The 21,537-nt window shown below is 34.9% G+C and carries 19 protein-coding genes and 1 pseudogene; 15 read left to right on the plus strand and 5 right to left on the minus strand.

The features are described 5' to 3' along the window. Window positions 1–224: 224 nt before the first annotated feature. Both KDC22_RS11525 and KDC22_RS11530 read right to left on the minus strand, forming a co-directional pair. Window positions 225–455, minus strand: coding sequence for a hypothetical protein (locus KDC22_RS11525; RefSeq protein ID WP_211723101.1), 231 nt, complete (start codon window positions 453–455; stop codon window positions 225–227). 26 nt (window positions 456–481) lie between these two features. Then, complete coding sequence (locus KDC22_RS11530; protein WP_211723102.1) at window positions 482–1,201, minus strand: hypothetical protein; 720 nt, start codon at window positions 1,199–1,201, stop codon at window positions 482–484. Between the two features lie 143 nt (window positions 1,202–1,344). Here KDC22_RS11530 and KDC22_RS11535 point away from each other — a divergent pair, with 143 nt between their 5' ends. From KDC22_RS11535 to KDC22_RS11605, 15 genes and pseudogenes are all read left to right on the plus strand, one after another. Beyond that, complete coding sequence (locus tag KDC22_RS11535) at window positions 1,345–2,517, plus strand: TniQ family protein (protein ID WP_211723103.1); 1,173 nt, start codon at window positions 1,345–1,347, stop codon at window positions 2,515–2,517. Between the two features lie 43 nt (window positions 2,518–2,560). Then, the gene (locus tag KDC22_RS11540) at window positions 2,561–3,097 is read left to right on the plus strand and encodes a hypothetical protein (protein WP_211723104.1); all 537 of its coding nucleotides are present in this window, start codon (window positions 2,561–2,563) and stop codon (window positions 3,095–3,097) included. A 47-nt stretch (window positions 3,098–3,144) separates the two neighbouring features. Continuing rightward, a complete protein-coding gene (locus KDC22_RS11545) occupies window positions 3,145–3,831 on the plus strand; it encodes a TnsA endonuclease N-terminal domain-containing protein (RefSeq protein ID WP_211723105.1) in 687 nt (228 codons plus the stop codon). After that, a complete protein-coding gene (locus tag KDC22_RS11550; protein WP_211723106.1) occupies window positions 3,815–4,519 on the plus strand; it encodes a hypothetical protein in 705 nt (234 codons plus the stop codon). Before KDC22_RS11545 ends, KDC22_RS11550 begins: the two co-directional genes overlap by 17 nt. Window positions 4,520–4,576: 57 nt before the next feature. Beyond that, window positions 4,577–6,670, plus strand: a complete 2,094-nt coding sequence (locus tag KDC22_RS11555) for a Mu transposase C-terminal domain-containing protein (protein ID WP_211723107.1) — start codon at window positions 4,577–4,579, stop codon at window positions 6,668–6,670. A 29-nt stretch (window positions 6,671–6,699) separates the two neighbouring features. Further along, entirely contained in the window at window positions 6,700–7,701 is a 1,002-nt protein-coding gene (locus KDC22_RS11560) for a TniB family NTP-binding protein (protein WP_211723108.1), read from the plus strand. Window positions 7,702–7,902: 201 nt separating this feature from the next. Beyond that, a complete protein-coding gene (locus tag KDC22_RS11565) occupies window positions 7,903–9,750 on the plus strand; it encodes a TniQ family protein (RefSeq protein WP_211723109.1) in 1,848 nt (615 codons plus the stop codon). A gap of 209 nt (window positions 9,751–9,959) precedes the next feature. Then, window positions 9,960–10,139, plus strand: a pseudogene (locus KDC22_RS34010) (terminase gpP N-terminus-related DNA-binding protein); the annotation flags it as partial. Window positions 10,140–10,428: 289 nt separating this feature from the next. Further along, window positions 10,429–10,701, plus strand: a complete 273-nt coding sequence (locus tag KDC22_RS11575; protein ID WP_211723110.1) for a transposase — start codon at window positions 10,429–10,431, stop codon at window positions 10,699–10,701. Window positions 10,702–11,183: 482 nt separating this feature from the next. Next, on the plus strand, window positions 11,184–12,320 hold the full coding sequence (locus KDC22_RS11580; protein ID WP_211723111.1) for a hypothetical protein: 1,137 nt from the start codon (window positions 11,184–11,186) through the stop codon (window positions 12,318–12,320). Then, complete coding sequence (locus tag KDC22_RS11585; RefSeq protein ID WP_211723112.1) at window positions 12,307–12,735, plus strand: hypothetical protein; 429 nt, start codon at window positions 12,307–12,309, stop codon at window positions 12,733–12,735. The genes KDC22_RS11580 and KDC22_RS11585 overlap by 14 nt, the downstream gene beginning before the upstream one ends. Continuing rightward, window positions 12,728–14,422: an AAA family ATPase gene (locus KDC22_RS11590; protein ID WP_211723113.1), complete on the plus strand. Its 1,695-nt coding sequence runs from the start codon at window positions 12,728–12,730 to the stop codon at window positions 14,420–14,422. Before KDC22_RS11585 ends, KDC22_RS11590 begins: the two co-directional genes overlap by 8 nt. 668 nt (window positions 14,423–15,090) lie before the next feature. Beyond that, window positions 15,091–16,368: a hypothetical protein gene (locus tag KDC22_RS11595; RefSeq protein ID WP_211723114.1), complete on the plus strand. Its 1,278-nt coding sequence runs from the start codon at window positions 15,091–15,093 to the stop codon at window positions 16,366–16,368. 19 nt (window positions 16,369–16,387) lie between these two features. After that, window positions 16,388–17,542, plus strand: coding sequence for an SIR2 family protein (locus KDC22_RS11600; RefSeq protein WP_211723115.1), 1,155 nt, complete (start codon window positions 16,388–16,390; stop codon window positions 17,540–17,542). Window positions 17,543–17,881: 339 nt separating this feature from the next. After that, a complete protein-coding gene (locus tag KDC22_RS11605) occupies window positions 17,882–18,079 on the plus strand; it encodes a hypothetical protein (RefSeq protein WP_211723116.1) in 198 nt (65 codons plus the stop codon). Window positions 18,080–18,400: 321 nt separating this feature from the next. Here the strand turns inward: KDC22_RS11605 and KDC22_RS11610 are convergent, their stop codons facing one another. The 3 genes from KDC22_RS11610 to KDC22_RS11615 all read right to left on the minus strand — a co-directional run bounded on the left by KDC22_RS11610 (window position 18,401) and on the right by KDC22_RS11615 (window position 21,423). Further along, window positions 18,401–19,378, minus strand: a complete 978-nt coding sequence (locus KDC22_RS11610) for a DUF4238 domain-containing protein (protein ID WP_211723117.1) — start codon at window positions 19,376–19,378, stop codon at window positions 18,401–18,403. 471 nt (window positions 19,379–19,849) lie between these two features. Continuing rightward, window positions 19,850–20,116, minus strand: a complete 267-nt coding sequence (locus tag KDC22_RS34015) for an IS3 family transposase (RefSeq protein WP_425517058.1) — start codon at window positions 20,114–20,116, stop codon at window positions 19,850–19,852. Window positions 20,117–20,268: 152 nt separating this feature from the next. Beyond that, window positions 20,269–21,423 carry an AlbA family DNA-binding domain-containing protein gene (locus tag KDC22_RS11615; RefSeq protein ID WP_211723118.1) on the minus strand — a complete coding sequence of 385 codons (1,155 nt, stop codon included), beginning with the start codon at window positions 21,421–21,423 and terminating at the stop codon, window positions 20,269–20,271. Window positions 21,424–21,537 lie beyond the last annotated feature (114 nt).

Below are 21,537 nucleotides of genomic sequence, written 5' to 3' on the forward strand. Positions count from 1 at the left end.
TTAGTGTTGTGTGATTGTTCAAAATAAGTGATAATTTTTGCAATAATAGCGAGAAAATTTCGTCAGAAAAAGTGATAAAATTGGTTTATACATTATTTTGTATTAATATTCACTAATGTATAAGTATGCATATTTAAAAAGCCTGTAGCTAATAAGCAACAGGCTTTTAAATATTTGAGAGTTTTAGTATTCCTCATGAGTTTCGAGATGATAAATATTTAATTTTATGTCTTATTATGCATCTCAGTGTACGGAGGTAAATCATCTATAACTATGTCAATCGGTGTGGCATCTTTAATTCTTGGATTAGTGACCATATGTATTAATGTCATAGCTTTTTTTAACCCTGCGATCTTTCCTTTGTCATATTCTGAAGGTTGCGACTGATGCTCAGCATTTTGTATAGCAGAACTAATAGCATCGATTATTGAATTCTTTAATTTCATATCACTCATAATAACATCCTCCATTCTTTATATTCTTAGAACCATTTATCCTTTTGTATTTTATATACCTCTAAGCAACGGAACAAAAAATCAACTTCATCTTCTGCTAACGGTACTCTTTTATCGCTGGAACTAATCATATTTAAGTTGGGGTTTTGTATATCCTCTGATACTAATTGGGTATTTTCTCGGTGAATATATTTTGTGTGAAGCAAATTAATAGGGATTTCATTAAATGTTCGAAAATAATCATTAATTTCGAAAAAGAGCCTTAATTTATCTGAAAGGCTTAAAGATTCTTTAATAGACTCTAGGAAAAGATTGAAACGTCGGATGATTGAACTGATGTTTAAATTTTCTTTTTCATCCAAATTAAGAATTTGTATGTGGGCTGGGTGAAGATGTGCTCTTTTAATATGTGTAATAAGGTCATGTAATTGCTTAACCTCACTATTACATATTATATAATCTATAGTACTCCATAATTGTTCCTCAACCTTGGTAATAAATTCTTTTATTACTTCAGGTGCTCTCTCAAAAACACTCGCATTCACTAATGCTTCTGGATCACCTCCTGTAATTTTAGCAATTGCACGAGAGAAATCTTCAGATGCGGGGGGGATCGCTCCAGATTTAAGTTTACTAACATAAGAACGATCAATTTTAATTCCCAAATCTTTTAGCTGTTCTGTGATTTGGGTGATATTTAATCCACTTTTTTGTATATATTTCTCCAGTAGATGGGCATAACGCAATTGGTTTCCTCCTAAGTGGCATAATATTTCATTAAATTTATAACTGAAAAATTGACAAACTAAAAAAACGGAGTTAGGATGTATTCAACTGTGCGTGAAATACAAATCACGCATGTGAATTTTTAATCACGGAGGTTGAGCCTATGATAGGTTCTTTAATACTGCATCCAAAACCCTTCCATGATGAAAGTTTAAAAGGGTATATTATACGTCTTGCAAATTTAAACCTATGTCCAGACCCCAATAGAATCTACAAAATGGCTGGGCTCTTTAAGTCTAATTCAGTTGTTAATGTTAACATGGTCAAAGAGAAAGTTAATCTTGCACGCTTAAGTGCGATGACAACTTGTAGTGAGGATCAATTGGTCTCTCTCAGCTTTTACAATGAATTTGGAAAATCAGGAAAAAATAGTTATAATCATAAGACTCAAAAAATGTTGCGAAATGGAACTTGCGTATACAAGCAGCAGATTTGCCCACATTGCCTAGCTGAAAAAGGATATCATCACAAATTGTGGGATGTAAACATTGTAACTACTTGCCCAACGCATTTATGTTTGCTCATTGATGAATGTCCTCAGTGCGGGAAAAAAATATCAGCGCATCGTTCGAATCTCATGAAATGCCAATGTGGTTACGACTTTAGAAAAACCCAAGCTGATAAGGTACCGGTTGAACATACATATTTATCAAATTTAATTAATAGAAAAATGTTTTCTTTGCTACCAATCAACTCCTCTATAATCAACCCTTTAGCAGATCTAGAACTCTTGGATATCATTTATTTGGTGATGTTTTTTTGTGAAGAGAAGTCAAGATTCTATCATGGAATCAAACGAATGCAGTTCGTACGTAACGCTGTTTTACATGGATTTATTCAAGATACTATGAACATTTTTGAAAAATGGCCGACTTCTTTTTATGAATTTTTAGCTGATATGACCGAATATAAATCAACTGAAAAAGGGAAGCACGAACATGCAAGTTTTTACGCTTTTAATACAAGGTTATATACTTGCTTACGTGACCCGGAATTTTTATTTATATATCAAGAATATATTAATTATTATGAACAGAATGATTCTATTTATTTTAAAGTTAGATTTAAAGAAACATTAGAAAAGAAGTTAATCCAACAAAAACCTTTGGTAATAAAGTCAAATCATCTAAATGATTTAAAATATTGTACTACTAAAGAAGTAATGAATTTACTGGGCATAAGGCGGCAAGTACAAGTCGCTTCTCTTAAAGAAAGTAAAATGATTAAAACTGTAAAAGACGCCAACTTAAAAATTCGATACAATTTGTTTTTTTGACCGTCGGAGCGTAGAAAATCTTCTTATAGATATTCAAAGATTTATGCAGCTGCCTCCCCAAGAAAGCTCTTTAATTATATCATTTCAAAAAGCTTTGCGCATATTTGCAGGTTGGGGGCAAAAGTTTTCAGACTTTATGCATAGTATTTTGACAAAACAAATTAGGGCCTGTGGACAATCTGATGAGAGCGGGTTATATGGTTTTTTGTTTATTGCTAATGAGGTAGAACGTGTTGCCAAAGGTGGATTGTTATCTATTGACGATATAGCCCATGAACAGTCTATTTATAGAAACATAATTGTTTCATGGACTCAAAAAGGTTTTTTGCCTGTTAAACGAGTTCACAAACGTCACCTTTTAGTTAATCCTATTGATTACCAAAAGTTCGTTACATTATACATCCCTGCAAGAGATTTGGTCAAAATGCACCCGGAAATTCGCGCATCTGAAAAACTTGTTCGCGTTCTGAGTAGCATGGGAGTAGAACCTGTAACCGGTCCTAAAATTGATGGCAGTTTAGGGTACTTGTACAAAAGAGATTCTAGTTTATTCAAGCTCTTAGGTTTAAAAGATTCATAGCCTGGAGATGATAGTTAGTAGAGTTGTAATAAGGAGGTATTATGAAAATGAATCAGCCAGCTAGAAAAATAATGGCTACTAGAGGCAAGAACCATAGGTGGAAGGTTCCTTATCTTAAAAATGGAAGGATGATTCATTGCGAAAGCGGCTTAGAGCGAGACTATGTAAGGATAACTGATTTTGATCAGAATGTTGTAGAGATTGCGTACCAGCCGCTGTTTATTCCATACAGAATAAAAGGGAAAATTCGTTTCTATTACCCTGATTTTAAAGTTACATTTAAAGATGGCAGAGTCTTAATAGTGGAGATCAAGCCTAATTCAAAAGTGCTTAAGCCAGAAATTCAATTAAAAGCACTTGTAGGTCGATTATATTGTAAGAAAAAAGGATGGAAATATATTATCGTAACCGAAAAGCAATTATATGAGAATAGTTGCTTGCTGTTTAATATAGGATTTCTGAGAGCTCTAGGTCATCAACCGAAAGTGCCATCAGTCGTATTGCAAATTGTTTATGATACTCTATGTAATACCGGAGCCAGTACTATATATATGCTTCGTGAAAATTGTCGAGATATTGATGATGAATTTTTCTATGTTGCTATTTATAAGCTTATTTATTTTCAAAAGGTATTTGCTGATTTATTCTCATCGGAGTTGACTGATGAGACTTTGATATCCGTTAATTTAAATCATTTTCAGTTTGGAGGAGAAGTTTGTGCGTCGAAAAGGTGAAGACAGGATAGTTGAGAGATTGTTTAATCAGGTAGACAGTAAAGTGCTTTATGGTATTCCCGGTGTTGTTAAGCGGAAAGATGGAAGCAGGAAGATAAGCAGATTTCCTTTTACACCTGGAACTAGGTTTTTTCTGGGGGATATTGATTATATTGTTCTTAAAATAAATAGTAAAGATATAGAAGTCGTCAACTGTTCAAATACTACTGTAGAAACTCTAAGTCATGATAAATTATTTAAAGATTGGTCAGCTGGAACATCAATAGTGAAGCAAGGTGATTTGCCTCTGCAAGTATTATTAGGAGTTTATGAATTTGTCGGGTGCAAAAAGCAGATAACAATGAAAATGGCACTAAAGTACGGCATATTACAACCAATTATTGATGGACAAATAGAGCCTGTTGCGTACAAAGATTATGTTAATGCACTACCGGAAGAGTTGCGTAAAGTGATCTCAGTTACAACGATTTATCAATGGAAAAGAAGGTGGGACAGGGCACGAGACAAGAAAAACTTGATTAAAAGAGATGATATAAAAAATATCAAAGAAAAAATTACATGGACTGAATTAACACAATTATTTCATGAGTGTCTCTTACGGCTTGGAAAAGAAGGGAGCGATAAATTAAATACAATAAATTATCTTGAATTAAAAAGAAAATTGCGAGAATTGCGCTCACAAAATTAGAGGTGAATAATGCAGAGCTTTTCCTTTTCACCAGGAACTAGATTTCGCCTGGGAGATATGGAGTACATTGTTCGTAAAGAGAATAGTAAGGATATAGAGGTCACTAACTACTCATATGACACTGTAGAAATTTTCAGTTTAGATGAACTGATTGAAGCTTGGTCAGATGGAACATTGCTGGTAAAACATGATGATATACCTGAACAGGCACAGATAGCAAATCATGATATTAAAATGTATACACAACAAGAAACAAAGGATATGGAGATAAGGTATAGAATTTTAGAACCTATTATTAATGGGCAAGTAAAGCCTGCACAGTATACAGATTATATCAATGGACTACCAAAAGATTTGCGCAAAGTGACTTCAATTGCTTCGATTTATCGATGGAAGAAACGTTGGGATAGTACACAGGATAAAAGAAGCCTAATCAGAAGAGACGATTTGAAAGGTCCAAAACAACGAACTACACCGACTGAAATAATTGATATTATCAAGGGGATTCTTAAGCAAATTGAAAAGGAAGGAGTCAATATTTCTAACAGAAAAATACACCTTGAATTAAAAAGAAGATTAAAGGATATGAATTTAACCAGGGATGAAATACGTAAGATCAATGCCTGCAGCGATACTACTGTCTATCGAATAGTACAGGATCTAACAGACACTTACCAAAAAGATAAATTGAGACATGGGGTAGTGCAAGCCAATTTGAAGAGAGAGGGATCTACTGGTGAAGTTTACGTAGAACGTCCACTTCAGAGGGTAGAGATTGACTGGACTCCAATAGATCTTTTTATTGTAGATGTTATGAATCTTGTTACTGAGCGATATTATCTGGTCTATGGTATAGATAAATTAACGGGATACCCTCTTGGTTTTTACATTTCTGAAAAAGAACCTGACGCACATGCTATCAAACAATGTTTACTGCATATCATGCTTCCGAAAACCCATATTCGAAAACTGTATCCAAATTTAAAACATGATTGGTTAGCATACGGTGTTCCGGAAACGATTGTACTCGATAATGCCAAAGTAAACGAGTCGGAAGATCTGGAGGAAATTTGTAATTTGTTAGGAGTTGAACTTGATTATCCTCCAATAGCATCAGGTCACCTCAAGGGAACAATAGAGAGAGCATTCCAAAGTTTAAATACTAAAGTATTCCACGGTATCCCAGGAACAACATTTTCAAATACCAAAGAAAAGGATCAGTATGATTCTGAAGGTAAAGCTTGTGTAACCCTAAGAGCAATGTATGAAATAATTCACATAACAATGATAGAACTCGTTGCGAACGATTATGACACAGCTAGAGGCGGGACACCACATATTCTATGGACAGAGGCTTTAAAAGACACTCGAGTTCATAGAAAGCTTCCGTACAGAAAAGAGGACTTAAAACTCTTGCTCGCGACTGGAATAGAGACGCGGACGATTACAAACAAAGGAATCAATATTCAAAACCAATTCTACCAAAGTTCTGAACTCATGAAATTACGAGACCGTAAAGAGCGAACAAAGGATGATTTAAAAGTAAGAGTACGTTTTGATAAAGCGGATATGAGAGTTATTTATATTTGGGATGAAAAAAATCGGCAGTATCTTGAAGCGTATCCAACGCGGAATAGTTTTAGAAGGAAAAGAATTAATCCTGAATACCCAGTTCATTATGAGCAACTTCATTACTATAACTATAAGAACTATAGAGGTTACAAAGAGTTTGATACAGATGCAGTAGGCGAAGGATATAACGAAGTAAGGGATATTGTTAATCTAAGTAGACTTGAAATTTTAAAACTTGAAAAAATGACTCAGGACGAACGCGCAGCTAAATACTATGATGATATATCAGCAATTAACCTAGTGTACGATTTACAAATAGCTCCAGAGGGGATCGAAACATTAGAACTTTTAGATGAAAATGATGAAGAGGTTAGTATTGCTTTGAAAAATAATATTAAAAGCAAAAAGAAGAAGCAAGCCATCCCTCCAAAAGTCACTACATCTAAAGAAAAAGAAGAGAATAGCAAATTAAATCCTAATACTAGTTCCCATCTTAATCCATCATCTGAAAATATTGATGATCTCAGCCAAGAGAGTGGCGCTTGGGGAACTTCATTAAAAAAAGCGAGGTACTATTGATGACTGATAAGACAAGGGAATTCCTATCTTTGAATTCAAAACAGGCATCCTTTAAGGAATATGCGACGAGAGTAGAGCACGTCAAGAAAATAGTCATAGAACATCCGAGATTTAATGAAGCAATGAATCTTCTTAAGGAAGTTCATGAATTATCCAAAGAATCTGTACTGGCAGAAGGATTGTTTATATGCGGAAGAACAGGCGTAGGTAAAACAACTCTCCTAGAACACTATTTGGAACGCTTTCCACGCCAAGAAATGGACGATTATACTAAGGTACCTATCCTGTACGTAAAGGTGTCTCCAAGAGCTAAGTCACCAAAAAGTGTAGCCTCTAAAATTTTGTATCACCTGGGAGATGTTTTTTTTGATACAGGTACGGAGGAGAATATGACAGGAAGGATACTGCATTTCGTTCGAGAATGTAATATTGAGATGATTATCCTTGATGAATTTCAGCATTTAATTGATCGAGATACCCAGCATGTACTTGCTTTAGCATCAGATTGGTTGAAAACCCTCGCTGAGGAGATTCAAATACCGGTTGTATTGTGCGGATTGCCAGAATCTCAGAGAATCTTTGAACATAATGAACAGTTGGATGGGAGATATTCTAATCGGATTTTCCTTGATCCTTTTTATTTTGGTTCTCCAGAGGAGCAGATTGAGTTCCGTATGTTTCTAAAGTATCTGGATGCGGAACTTCCCTTTTCTGAAAGTTCATATCTTAGTGATCCACAATTAGCAGCAAAAATTTATTATTTTTCACATGGAGTTTCAAGGTACATTAAAGATTTAGTGAAAGAAGCTACTAAAATTTCACTGCGTCAAGGAAAAGATTGTATTACCGAATCTTCTTTGAGGGATGCATGTTACCGAATTACACGTTCATCTCGCCCATATGCTTTGATACCATTTGACAATAATAAATTTGACTTAGAAGAATGGTTAGAGGTTGAGGATAAAAAGAATCAAGCTTTTATAAAAGAATCTCAGGAAGAAATCAAAAAAAGACGGAGAAGAAAGAAGTAACTCTAAAACAAAAAATATACTTCAAAAAGAGTATTTGTGAACATGCAAATGCTCTTTTTTGCGTTGGAAAATATGAGTATTTAATCAAATAGAATTGGAAATACTAGAGTTAGAGTAGGGATTTATAGATTCTATTTAGCTATCAAATCATTATTTACTAGCTTTTATCTTTTTTATATGAATAGGAAGGTGTTAATCAAGATGAAAAGATTAATAAAGTATCCGAAGTATATTGAGGGAGAGAGCTTGGCTAGCTATACATATCGGCTTTCCAAAGAAAATAGATATTCAGGAATTACGAATCTGGCAAAAAACTTAAATTGCCATTCATCACAAATAAACAAAAATGAATTTAATCATTCTATGATCAGAAAATTAAGCCAACTGTCAGATAATCCAATTGAGAATTTAGAATCAGGTTCTGCAAATACAATTAGATTAATGTTAAGTGAGACATTATACAATCATATGATTCAACGGCATAGAATTAAATACTGCCCAATTTGTATTTTGAAAGGTGAACTTAGACATAGATGGTACTGGTCACTTTACCCTTATACTGTATGTCTTGAACATTCGGTGTTACTTATAGACAGGTGTTCCTTCTGCCAATCCTATATTGGGATAAAAGACTTTATGTATGGTAAATGTTCTCGGTGCAACTTCTCTTACAAAAAAGCTGCGACCCAAAGAATTGATCAGAGTAGCATAATGTATTTGACCCAAAATGATTTGACTGAGCGATTATTTCAAAGTACGAATTCGATCATATTTCCTGAGCTATCAATCCGGCAATACTTGTCACTTGCCTATCATAGCTTTTACTTAATTGAAGGGATGAATAGTTTCCTTGATAACACAACACCTATCCATGCATTTATTCAGAAGAAGTCAAGAGAACAAAGTTTAGAAAATGCCATAACCGTGTATTCTAATATTTTTTGGATGTACAGTGACTTTCCCTCGCACTATTATCATGTATTACAGGCTTTTCAGAATCAAAAAAATCGCCATAGCTATGAAAGAAAAGCTAACTATGAAGAAATACTTAAGTATCCAGAATTCAATGTGATTAAAGAAGCTTACGAAGCTTATTGGATCAAACAGTTAAATGAAGGGAAGATCCGTAAAGATTTTTCAGTCTTTAAATCTAATCAAAGCTTACTTGAAAAACGTTATTTTATTGCACGTGAGGAGATTAAAGGGTTACATGGCTTCGGATACAAGAAAATTAGTAGGTTAGCAGATAATAGTATAATCTTTTTGAATGATAAGATAACTGGCAGTCGGAAGTACTACGTTGAAAAAGAGTCTTTTGAGCATGCTTTAAAGATAAGTAAGCAATATATTACTCGTCGAGAAGCAGCAAATTTTCTGGGAATTCGAAAGGATTCCATTCCTCCATTGATCAAAGAAAAATTATTGAATGAATATAAAACTCCGTTCTCAAATGTCACGCAGTTATTAAGATCCGAAGTAACGGGTCTTATGAAACGATGTCGTGGGGAACAGAAAGAGCCAAAACCACAGAATATCTTTTTTCATCAAGCTTTAATTAAATATTCAGTTGTTGGGCTTACAATAGTTAAAATAATAAAACTAATTAGTGAGGACCAATTGGAGCCATATTTAAAATTTAATTCAGATAATTTGGCCGGTCTGTTTTTTGAACAACATCAACTGGAACATTGCATTTCCGAGATAAAGAAAGAGAAAACAGTAATCGAAGGTTATTATATGAACGATGTTATTAACATGCTTCATATTGGAGAGAAAGCCATGAAAGAATTTATGAGTAAGAGAATATTGTTACCGGAAAAAGTTGTTGTGCTGAAAGATGGGAGAGAACGATACATGTTCAATAAGGTATTTATAGATCAATTCATAGCTGATTATCTAAATATTAGGCAAGCATCGATAGAATACAGAATACCAGAAATAAAAATTCGACGATGGATTAGTAGTGGTAAGTTGTATGGGAGTATATACAGAATTGGACAAAAATTTTGGCTTAAAAGGTCAAGGATTGAGGAATTGAAAATACTATAATTATCAAAACATTATAAGTGAGTAAATATTTAAGTTCTACATCTATATAGAACGACTTTAAGATACTAACGAAGTCTGTCGTGTCGCCAAATCGGGTAATACATTATAATGAATCCGAGGTGGCGATGAAATGAGCAATGAAAAGATTGAAGAATTGAATATAGCAATGAAGCAAATCTCAGACAAATGGATTTAACGAAAGATATCTAGCTGTTCGCCTTTGTCTCGAAGGACATACATTTGAAGAAATTGGTGGGTTACTTAGTCGGGCGCGTCAAACGATTAGCATCTATTGGCAAGCCTACCAAACGGAAGGGCAGACGGGTTTAGAGTTGGATCATTCTTCTGGACACCGACGAAACTCACAGAAGAACAGTGTCACTGCCTAGCTGCGCTGCTGGAGCAATATTTTACCTGTCGATGTAGGTTTTGAGGCACGTTATACCTGGACCCTGCCGCTGGTGGCGTAATGGATTAAACGAGAATTCGCTGTCACGATGAACGTATTTGGTACAAGTGCGATGATGAAACGGATGAACTTTACTCTACCAAAGTCACAGATACGCTAGCTAATGCCAACTAAGAGGGCCAGGCTTAATTCAGAAAGCACACGTTTGCTGAGCTCAAGAAACAGGTGGAGGCTGAACAAATCGACCATCGCTATTAGAAGACTTGTCCATGATTCACTCGTATCAAGTCCTGAAGTACAATTGGTTTCCTCGCGGCAAACAACGCAAAGTTCCAAGGTACGGCAGACATGAGGGAGCTAAATTAATTGGTGCTATTAACTATGAAACGGGACAGGTTTATAACCGCGAAGAAGAAAAAGCGTATACAATCGCATTTATTCGATTTCTGCAGGATATTCTCTCTGCCTATCCTGACGGGAAAATGGCATTGATTTTGGCAACAGCTGGGTCCATCATGCTACAGAGTTACAGACATTTTTAAAGAAGCATCCGCGTCTACAACCGGTCTTTCTACCACCTTATAGTTCAAATCTCATTTAATAATCTGCTGCCTCCGAATACAGAAATTTCATCTGTCTAAGTCGCTGGAGTCCTTTAAGATAATCCTGACCAGCATCACCCAAGGTCTTAAATACAAGTAGCAGAAAAACTTTAAGGTTTTGCCTGAAGTAATGTAGGGGCGCCCATTTTTTATAATACTTAATCATCCTAATATTGTTCTTGCCTACGGATTATTGTATGCTAATTTCAATTAGAATCTGAGAAGCATTTATAAAATTAAGAATATTAATTCTCGAATGCGCCCTATAAAACACAGTATTTATTATGGTCATTTTGTGTGATTTAGATATCTTTGATCAAACTGATTTATAATAAGGCATTTAAATAAATTTTCGTTACAACTGGCTATCAGGCATATCAGGTTGAAGGGGTATTCTCATATTGCGCGAAAGGATGATTATAATGAACGATAGTGGAATAATTTCGCAATATGGATTTTTATATCAGCGCAAAGCATTTATGTTATATGCTATGCGACATGCAGGAGCAAAGCAGCTTTTCATATTTGAAGGCCGGGATGATGTAGAAATCGGGTCAGATGATAAAATATACGCTATACAAGATTCCAACGGGTGTTGCATTCAAGTGAAAAGTGGGCATGTATCCGAGGAGTGTTTTTCTCGGATCATATGTAATTGGTTACTGCTTGATGATACGAAAACTACAAATTTTGAGCTTGCTCTTGAAAACGATTTATCATTTGATTGCTCACAAGAAGAAAGAGTAGCGTCGATATATGAATTTATTCTAAGTGGCGAAAAGAAAAAGAAAACTGCAATAGCTAGGAAGACCTATGAAAAATATAAGGACCAGCTAGATGAAGGAACATGTAGTGTAAAGGAACAAGTAATATCACTACTTAATCGACTAAAAAAATCTGTTATGTCCATGGAAGAATACGATCAAGAACTGGCTGTCATATTTAATGAACACTATTGTTCTGATATTACAGATTACGAAGTGGCAAAGTCAAAGCGGTTAGAGCGCTTCTTATCCTATATAAACTTGAGAATAGACGATGCTATTAAAAACAAAAAGCCATATACGTTGCTCTATAAGGACTTTGTTCAGCTTGTTCTGCAGGTAAAAGAAGAAATCAATGATAAAAAATATACTGTTGATATTAAATCAATTAAAAATAAATCAAAGGAACCTGCTCGAAAAATTGTTGAAGAACGGGTTGCTCGCGAAGTCAAACAATTATTTTTAATAGACAGCAGAGAGGATTTTGTAATTGAAGGGATAGTACATGAGTTAATGTATAAGGATTTTCGCAGTGTTTTCGAACAACGCAAAACTATGGAATTATCTAATCTAGAACAAACCGCTAAAGAGAACTATGAGTCTGCCAAATTTTCATTAAGCGATATTGATTTTACTCCAAAAAACGTGTTCATTAAAACAGTTGATAAACAAATTGAGAGCGAATTACTTCCCCCAGGTCCTATATACAGAAAAGGCTGCTACATATACTTAACTGGTGAGGGTATACAAGAAGATGTTCAAATTACATGGGGTGAAGAAAATGATACTGAATGAAGTGATATCGGAAGCTGAATATGCTGATATTATCATAACGTTATTGAAGCCGCCGTATGAAATTAAATCAATAACCAAGATTGTATTTATTGCTTTTTGCGTAAAAAACGAAACTAATCATTCAAAATACAAGAATCGTACGAAGGATTTTGTTGATGTATTCTTTAGTAATATTTCTCTAAAACTTACTACGCATAACCATGAGATCATGCAAATAATAAGTGTAATTGATAAACTTAATAAAACATCAAAAGTGTCAATTAGCCGAGATGAGATTTGCCTTACACATGAATTTGATTTCCAGTCGGAGTGTAGTTTTTTGAATTTTTGTAAAACTAAAAACCCAAATCCTATTAGTGAAGTAAACAAGCTTGATCCCAAAGCATTGATTGAGGAGGTGTTACGTTATGTTTAGAGTTAAATCATTATTTTTTAATAATGCGGATGATCAGCAAAAGTACACATTTTCAGACCATACTTTTGTTTACGGTCCTAATACTGTTGGTAAAACCGCACTGACAAAAGCTATTGATTTCGTTTTAGGGAGTAGTGAACGTCTTACTTATCAAGGGTTGGATAATATTGATAGTATTGAAGCTCATTTGACAAATGATTTAACAAACCTATGGATTAAGCGAAGCATAACAGACGGTTATTTTTTTCGTCGAACCGAGAAGAGTGCCTATACAGAAATAAGTGTGGATACATACAAGAACAATATTTGTTTAATGCTGACTGAAAATCCAAATAATCATTTCATGCATGTATATAATAAAGTGTTTGATGAGAGGCCGACTTTTCGGTCATTCAGTTTTATAAATTACATTGACGAAAAAGGGCTTGGGGATTTGAGCGTTGTTTTCACTCGTGCCAAAGATTTAAAACATCAAATTCGTATCCGCAATATTATGAATTTCTTTTTCAATTACGAGAATATTGAGCAGATTTATGAAAAGGAAATACTTCTAGACGAACGTCAAAAAGAGTTGGACAAATTATCTAAAGATTACCAAGAATATCAACGAAGCCTACAACAGTTAAAGAAATTGTTTGATGAACTGCAGTTGAACCACACTGGAGAATATAAAAAAGATCATTCAACCTATCTTGAGTTCCGCACAAATTTTACTAGGAAGGCGAAATCTCAATCTAAAGATCTTGTATATTTATCAAAGGCTTCTTTCTCGCTTGCGGAAGAAATCAAGCTTTATTCTTTTATGCATGCACAATCAAAAAATATGATTGAGAGAAAAGGTAGAATTGAAAGATTACTGGCGATACTCACTTCTATTGTAGAAGAAGAACCCGAATATGAGCAATACACAAGTAATATTTTGAATACAATAAAGGAAATTGGACAAGAAAACGTAATTCTTTCATTAACAGATTATCAAAAGGCGATAAGAGAGATCAAAGCGGAAAAAGAAAAAATTGATGCGCAGGTAAGAATTGCCAAAGGGCAAGCGTCAGAAATATCATACGAAGATGCCATGAAAAAAATAGGGGTGTTGGAACATGTTTTTGCAGTACTTAGTAAAGACATTGATGCTCCCAAAATTGAAGCATTGCAAAGAGAAACGGCGCAGTTAAAGAATGAAATTAAAGTATTAAAATTGTCTTTCAATAAAAAAGAGATAGATGCGTTTAATAGCCGCCTTACAAAGCTATATTTAGAGAGTGGATTGAAAGTTAAGCATCTGAATGAGGATACGCAGGACCTGGGTTTTGCGTTGGAGTTTGAGCCATTTAAACTCTGCCTTTTTGCTAGTCATAAAAAAGGTGATATTACTGAGCGGTTTATGCCTGGAAGTATGGCAAGACAAACACATCTTCAAATACTTGTTTATTTAACTATGTTCGATTACTTGAAAATACATTTTTCAGATTTTATTTATATGCCGCTTCTAATAATTGACTCAGCTAATCAGCCGATGGGAATTGAAAGCTTTAAAGAAGTTTATCCTACCATTGTTGCTTTTGCTAATAAAATTGGTCTTCAGACAATATTCCTTTCAAAAGATAAAATTGAGGGTATTTCTGATGATGATTTCATAGATGTATCTGGAGGACTAAACAAATTTCATGATCATCAAGTTGAATAATAAGATATAGCCTCATTCTGCCATAAGCCATCAATCTGGAATACGTCTTCTAATTATGGCCTGAAGTCAAAGGAAAAGATTAAGATTGGTTTGGCTTTTACAATATTATATTCCTTTTCTGCTTTCTTATATAAATGTAAGCGTCCTATAGCCCTCATCTTGATGTCAAGGTTGGAACGCTCCTCTAAAATGACATCAGATTTTATCAATGTTCAAACTCGCACGTCAAATGTTCGTGATTAAGAGCAAAGCATCGAGGCGAGAAAACATTTGTGGAATACAAATTTCATTTAAGATTTATTGAGAAAGTCAGAGAAGTTGATGAAAACGAATAGGGCAATAACATTGGGCAACTATAAACATCTCATTAAACAAATATAATCGCGATACTGCACTGGATGAATTTGAGTGGGATGAAGTTGGTGAACCTCAGCTTTTCAACATTGAAACTAGTTAAGAATTTATTACGAAGTTAAATCAGATGACAAAGGAAGGCATCTCTTTGATGGCTATGAATGAACCACCGCTTAATCAGCGGTTTTTTTTATTTTAAAATGGCTCTATCTACATATGGAAGCCAGTATCATATTTTAATCGACGGAAAAGGAAATATAGTGATACAATAGGAAAAAGGATACAACTGTAAATTGTCAAGCGGGGGAATGCAATTGACTACAGCAAATGCTTACTTATTTAACGGTAAAAAACTTATTTCTTATAGTCATTTTGATGATTATAGAGACACACTATTAAATGCGGGGATAGAGGTTACGTCAACTACGATAGAAGGTATATTCGAAGAAATTATGGAAGAGCATTCCGATAGGAAACGTGAAGCCGATAGGCTGTTTTTTGAACATGTTTTTTATGGACAGTTAAAAAACATATATTTTCACAAAATAAACAATGGATTACCTCAAAAAAATGGGTTTATTCAAAGAGTAACTAGAATAATAAATACAATGAACAGAAAAGAATCCATTCCGCCTCAACATCATGACATGTTCAATCCTGCAGGATTCTATGCCTTGGATGTGCTTAACATCGAGAACAAAGGGAATGTATTTTTGTTGGGATTTGACTATACAGAAAACAATAATCGAATAGAACTGGCTCGTTTTTTAGTCGCACAAGTCGTGATAAAGAACGGGGATCCTGTGTATTATCTTGCAGCTTTAGAGATTAACTACAGGGAAAATTTTTATTTACTTATGTTCAGGAACTTAATTGGAATAGATGCTGTTCCACAAACCGGATTGCTTGATGAAGAAAAGTGGAATAAGACCATGAATGGCTACATCAGCAAGATCAACAACCTTATTCTTGATCCGCTTAATATTAGAGAAAACTTTAGGTTTAGAAAAGACAGAGCTGGTATGTACAACATGTGCAAACAATTAGATGACGAATTGTTAGTGGGATATAGGGCGCATATTGCTGAAAAAATCGGCACACCTGTTGAAAGTTCGATCAACAGTTGGTTTGATGCTCTTTTTGCTGAAGAAGCTGGACCCAGCGACATTCAAAAGCGATCACTGAAAGATAAAATATGCTCGCAAGTTCTGGCGTTATATCTTAAAAACAAGCCGGAGATTAATCTTGTCGAAATAGCAAGGGGATTGGATCAGGTTGGGTATACAACGAAAATTGAATTTAAAGCTAATCAAGCAGGAAGAGGAGCCACGAAATCAAAAAGCGGAAGTGAACCAATCGCAGCCGAGGATATGTTTCACAGTTTGTACATTGATTTTAAAGATGCTTTAGAATTGCCGAAATGGTCATTGGCATGGTTTACGAATGAAGAAGATGATTATATGCAAACGACCATTCACATAACAAAATCATATTTTAAAGTAGTTTTCTTGCCGACGAGACATTTGGATAGGGAGTCGATATATCATGTTATTACTTACATTGGTGGATTCAGAAATTACGATATTCCTTGAAACTCGGAATGTTCGGCATTTGAAAAATATTGAAAAATACGTTGATGTCTTGAAGGAAGGCGTTATTACTGAACGATTTGTTCGTAGCCTTGGTTTTTCATCAAGCGAAGCTGATTTTTTTATTAGCCAGTTAAAGATTGATGACAAGATTGTAGAGAAAATACATTTAACATGCGGTGAGTATGAAGAAGACGCTGTTATCCTGATTACCGTTACCGAATGCCCTGTTTGTAAACAAAGCATTACAGAAGATGACCATGAATTGGAACCGCTGTACCAGATCAATTTTGAAACAGAAGAATATAGCTCCATTAAACGAGATGTTTCAGGTAGATTATTAAATGTATTTCTTGATCGAGAATATTCTAACAATTACAGGGACTTGTGTGAAAATATTTCAAATGTAATTCCGCTTGTGGGAGCAGGACTTTCAGTACCATTAGAAGCTCCTTCGTGGAAAGAACTTTTTTTGGAATTCGGAGATTTAATTTCAGAGGATTTTCGCGGAACGTATGAAGCTATGATAAAAACAGGAGATTATTTTAGCGGAATACCGGTCCTTTACGCGCTTTCAAAACGCGTTAAGGAAGACGTGCAGCTAAAGCCAATAGCCGCTGAAATCATTGAAAGAAAAATTAAATACGACATTCCTAATGAAAGACATAATTATATCGATTTATTAAAAGTGAAGTTTCCGTATTATCTAACAACAAATTATGATAATGCTCTTAATCATTATAGTCCAAAGTTTTCAGTTCCTCTGGAGATCGAGGAAATCGAAAATGTTCAAAAGTTTGTATCGGAAAATAAATTCAGGGTTATTCACATTCATGGAATATTGGATAAACCCAATTCACTTGTGTTGACCAAGGATGATTATATAAAAAAGTACACCGACGACACTTATACGAAAAAGATACTAGCCTTAATGGCTCATAAATCTTTATTGTTTCTTGGTTTCTCCTTTTCAGATGAGCATTTCACAGAACTTTACAAATATGTACGGCAGATTGTCGGAGGTAGACATTACATCATAACCACTGATGCTTCAAGGGCTGATGAATTAATCAGATTGAATATCCTGCCAATTGTCTTGAGAATCAATGATCGAAATGAAATGGCTATGGCAATAAGATATTTACTACAAAATTTAGAGATGATTAATAATGCTTAACCAAGAGGTCGAACTGTTAAGAGACGAGGACTTTCTATACGCTTCATTAAATAGAAAAGATGTGAAGGTAGTAAGAAACATATTGAGCAAGTATGTAACTGTAGAAGTTGGGGTAGTTCACTCCTACACAGAAGCATATATAAAAATAAACGATTGTTATTTTATAAGAAACTCAAACAAATTTGTCATTGAATAAAATGCTGAGTGATTAAAGATCTTGATAGCTTCAATCAAACGGAAGCACCTTTAACCCAACTTGGGGTTAGCTGTGCTTTTTTTGTTTTTTACGATTTTAAAAAGTGAGGGGGGATAAATACTAAGACAAGTAAATATGTTGAAATGGATGAACATCTGCAGTTGTGTGCACTAAACAATGTTAATATCGAAGTTATCTTCTTCGGAGAGATTGAACACTTGGGTACGATTAATCAATTCAATGAGAAGAGTGTTAAATTCGAGGATTTATATTTTATTCGGGAAAATATAAAGCTCAGAATTGCCAAGAAACACCTTCAAAGGCTAGAACAGTGGATATGAGGAAGGCTGTGAATGTGCCTGTGGAAGCAAGTGCGTACACGAATCCGCGAACTCCGGTCCCTAGGGGTTCCTGAGTGGGCTTGTTTCAGGATGGCGAACTTTGGTGCGGCGCATGGGAGATGTTCCGTAATACAAATAATACCCTTTCTTCTGGAAAGGGATAGGCAGAAAAGTTTACTTTCAAGTTACTTGGAGCTTTGTTGACCTTTTGGAACCACCGTATGCGGACCCGCATGTACGGTGGTATGAAAGGACGGGGCTTGTCACCCCCTCCTACTCGATATGATACGACTACTGTTAATTGACTTCCGATAAGTTTTTTTAAATATCTTTCAAGATTTTTTTTAATATTTGTATTGACTTAGCCAATTCATCGTTATCTATATTTCCAGTTCGCAACATGTTAAAGTTACTCATAAGCTGTTTTTCTAATTCAGCGGCCCATTTCTCTTCCAAGTATTTTTCTTTAAGAGGGTTTAATAAATCAAGACAAGATTTCTCAATCTGATCACCAGAAAAGAAAACGTGCATTGTAGCATTTCTTATTTGAAGGGAATTGCAGTAATCTACCTCATACTTATTTGTTACTTCTAATCTCTCGATTGCCAAATCATTTAATGCCTCTGACAAGTTTTCATCTAGCAGTGATAGTGAAATAGATGATGAATAGGGGTATTGTATTAATTTAATTCCAGCACTTTTCAATGCATCTATTGAGAGCACGTTCGAGTTTATATCAAGAACAACTACAGGATTGTCAGATGTATAGTAAGGGACCTGAGTTTTGTTTATATTAATGATCCATTTTTTACTGTAGAAGAAATCCGCAAGATTATTAATTGCATTACCATCCAAGAGTAAAAGTTTTTGAACTAAGGATTGTCGATCCTTTTTTACAAATGAAATCTTCTCTCTTAGACCTCGAGTTCGTAAGAATTGATAAGCCATCTGTAAAGAAATGTTCTTTTTAAAAGCTTTACTTAACAAATAATTATACTCATCATTATCTTCTAGGTAATAGCTATGGATTGTCTTTAAGCATTCTTTCAAACAAGGTTCGATATTCTTAGAAAGAAATTTTTCAATGAATTGTTTATCTATCTCGGGATATAATTCTTTTAATGAAACTAACTCATCTTCACTAAAATCATAAAAATATCTTTGTTTAGCAATCTCTTTAGGGGATTGATTTGTTCTTGTTTCAAGTTTGCTTTTGTCGTAGACGCTTATTTTTCCATATGAAGCAAACTCATTAAGGTAACACACGGGGACAAAGTGTCCTTGTTTTACTATTACCATAATACAAAACACTCCTTTTTATTCGACCAAATAAAGCGGCTTAAGGTATATAGTATATAATGGACCTCTGTCAAGAAAGTAGAAACTCAAACAACAGATTTTGTAGTGAATTGCTTTACAAAATGAGCGGGAAATGATACCCCAGTGTGCTGTGCATTCCTGTGCGGCTAAAAGTAAATGAGTGCCTTCTTCAGAATACTATGCCAAGACTCAATACATGCGTTGTCGCAGCAGTTTCCTCTGCGGATCATGGTGGACTCTATATGGTACGTCTTTAACTAATTGACGTATTCTTTAGCGGTATATTGAGACCCATGTTCCGAGTGGTGCAACAGCCCCTTGCCGGGTTGTTTCGGATGTACGCTGCCTGTAAGACGTTTAGAACCAGACTGGTTTTCATATGGTTGTAACCGCCACCCCAAGAGTTCACATGTGCATAGGTCCATAACTCTGGCCAGACATGCACTCTCCCTAGCGGGGGAAATACGTGATGTCGGTCACCCATACGGTATTGGGCTTCAGTACTTTAAAGTTTTGATTCAGCGTGTTCGGTGCATTAGGGTTGTCATGCTTAGAGTCAGTGGTTTGTACGCAGTAGGGCTTAGATACTACCGAGCACAGCTTCATTTCCCTCATATACACACTCACGGTACGTTCCGTGACCGTATTACCTTCCTGGTGCAGCAGACAGGTGATTTTCGGACGCCCACATCGCTTTTGGACCGCAGGCTTGTGAATTTTTTGTGGGCTAGGTTTGGCGCTAAATCACTTGTAATATCCGCTCATGGACACTTGACTTAATAAAGTATTAAAATGATTTTAAACATAAAATTAGATAATGTTATTCAATATTAAACCTCCGTCCAAGATACCGATTTTACTCTACGATGTTAAAGTTGGTCAGGCTCTCTCTCAAATCCAAAAGCATTCCAGATGAAGTTAACTAATGAGTTAACGGCATTTTCTTTGTTGGTATCATTCAATCCTTCTATTAAGATTTCTGGTCCATAAAGAAGATCATCATCTAATACAATTGGCTCCTTACCGTACATGTTAGGATGCCGATTAAACCCCTTAATTCCCTTAATCCCTATAAGACTAAAGAATATAAAAAAAGGCTCATGCATTCTTATTTTTTTGTAAGTAATCCAATTATGCTCTAACGCTTCATTGAGGCGTTCTTTAAAAACAGCGGTGTGAAAAAAGTTGAGAAGTCCAATGTTTAAATCTTCAAAAGTAGAGTGAGTAAACGGGTAATTGCTAACTTGTTCAATGATTCCATTCAAAAATAATTGAGTATGTCCTCCTTGGATTAAGGGACCGTATCTTTCAAGCTTTTTATAAATTGTACCATGAGCATTAATTGTAGGAGTAGATGATTTATAATCGTCTCCCAAAATTGCATGATTCAATTCTCGTTTTAAGCTATGGATTGGATATGAACGATTTACTTCAAACGCCGATAGGGGAACAGAGTGCATAATAATAAATGGCACCGGAAGTTGAAAGTGTTCGGTGGTTTTAATAACACGCTCAACACGAAATTTTTCATATTTATCAACATAATCATGACGGCCGGTAAGTAGTCTTCGTAGTTCTGAAGTGCCAACAGGTATTTTATTTCCATTAGTGCGAAGCATAAATTTATAGTTTTCCTTGATCATGTGCGGAGCATTCCAACTCCGAGGGGTACGTATAAAAATGATATACCGATCATTCTGGAGTTGAATAGTGCGAATACGAATCATGTTGTATTCAGGGTCTAATCCACCACATAAAGAATTACTTAATCTTAAAATTTCTTTATCGGGACTATCGAGTTCAACACCAATCAATTCTACAGGGCGACCGTCCTTTTCTTCAATACCAATAACTAAATCCCCGCCTTGCGAGTTAGCAAACGCTGCGACTTCTTCCTGAAGTTGAACTAAGCGAGTAATTTCTCTTTTATATTCTAGATGTTGTCCTTCTATTATGCCTGAATCTATTAATAACTGTAAATCGACTTCAGAAATAGCATCAAAGTCTTTATGAAATAATGACATGATATTCCTCCTTTAATGAATTACAATTTAATTAGTTCATTTATATTATGTGGGTCCAATGGTTCTATTTTATACTAATTTTCTTAGCCGGCAAATGCTTTGCGATACACCATG

Origin of the sequence: Paenibacillus tritici (genome assembly GCF_018207515.1) — a bacterium.
Taxonomy (GTDB): domain Bacteria; phylum Bacillota; class Bacilli; order Paenibacillales; family Paenibacillaceae; genus Paenibacillus_AQ; species Paenibacillus_AQ tritici.

Excerpts from the sequence above, each read along its gene's own strand:
- KDC22_RS11525 (WP_211723101.1), bottom strand. The coding sequence starts at position 455 with ATGAGTGATATGAAATTAAAGAATTCAATAATCGATGCTATTAGTTCT.
- KDC22_RS11535 (WP_211723103.1), top strand. The coding sequence starts at position 1,345 with ATGATAGGTTCTTTAATACTGCATCCAAAACCCTTCCATGATGAAAGT.
- KDC22_RS11540 (WP_211723104.1), top strand. The coding sequence starts at position 2,561 with ATGCAGCTGCCTCCCCAAGAAAGCTCTTTAATTATATCATTTCAAAAA.
- KDC22_RS11545 (WP_211723105.1), top strand. The coding sequence starts at position 3,145 with ATGAATCAGCCAGCTAGAAAAATAATGGCTACTAGAGGCAAGAACCAT.
- KDC22_RS11555 (WP_211723107.1), top strand. The coding sequence starts at position 4,577 with ATGGAGTACATTGTTCGTAAAGAGAATAGTAAGGATATAGAGGTCACT.
- KDC22_RS11565 (WP_211723109.1), top strand. The coding sequence starts at position 7,903 with ATGAAAAGATTAATAAAGTATCCGAAGTATATTGAGGGAGAGAGCTTG.
- KDC22_RS11575 (WP_211723110.1), top strand. The coding sequence starts at position 10,429 with ATGATTCACTCGTATCAAGTCCTGAAGTACAATTGGTTTCCTCGCGGC.
- KDC22_RS11580 (WP_211723111.1), top strand. The coding sequence starts at position 11,184 with ATGAACGATAGTGGAATAATTTCGCAATATGGATTTTTATATCAGCGC.
- KDC22_RS11585 (WP_211723112.1), top strand. The coding sequence starts at position 12,307 with ATGATACTGAATGAAGTGATATCGGAAGCTGAATATGCTGATATTATC.
- KDC22_RS11590 (WP_211723113.1), top strand. The coding sequence starts at position 12,728 with ATGTTTAGAGTTAAATCATTATTTTTTAATAATGCGGATGATCAGCAA.
- KDC22_RS11605 (WP_211723116.1), top strand. The coding sequence starts at position 17,882 with ATGGATGAACATCTGCAGTTGTGTGCACTAAACAATGTTAATATCGAA.
- KDC22_RS11610 (WP_211723117.1), bottom strand. The coding sequence starts at position 19,378 with ATGGTAATAGTAAAACAAGGACACTTTGTCCCCGTGTGTTACCTTAAT.
- KDC22_RS11615 (WP_211723118.1), bottom strand. The coding sequence starts at position 21,423 with ATGTCATTATTTCATAAAGACTTTGATGCTATTTCTGAAGTCGATTTA.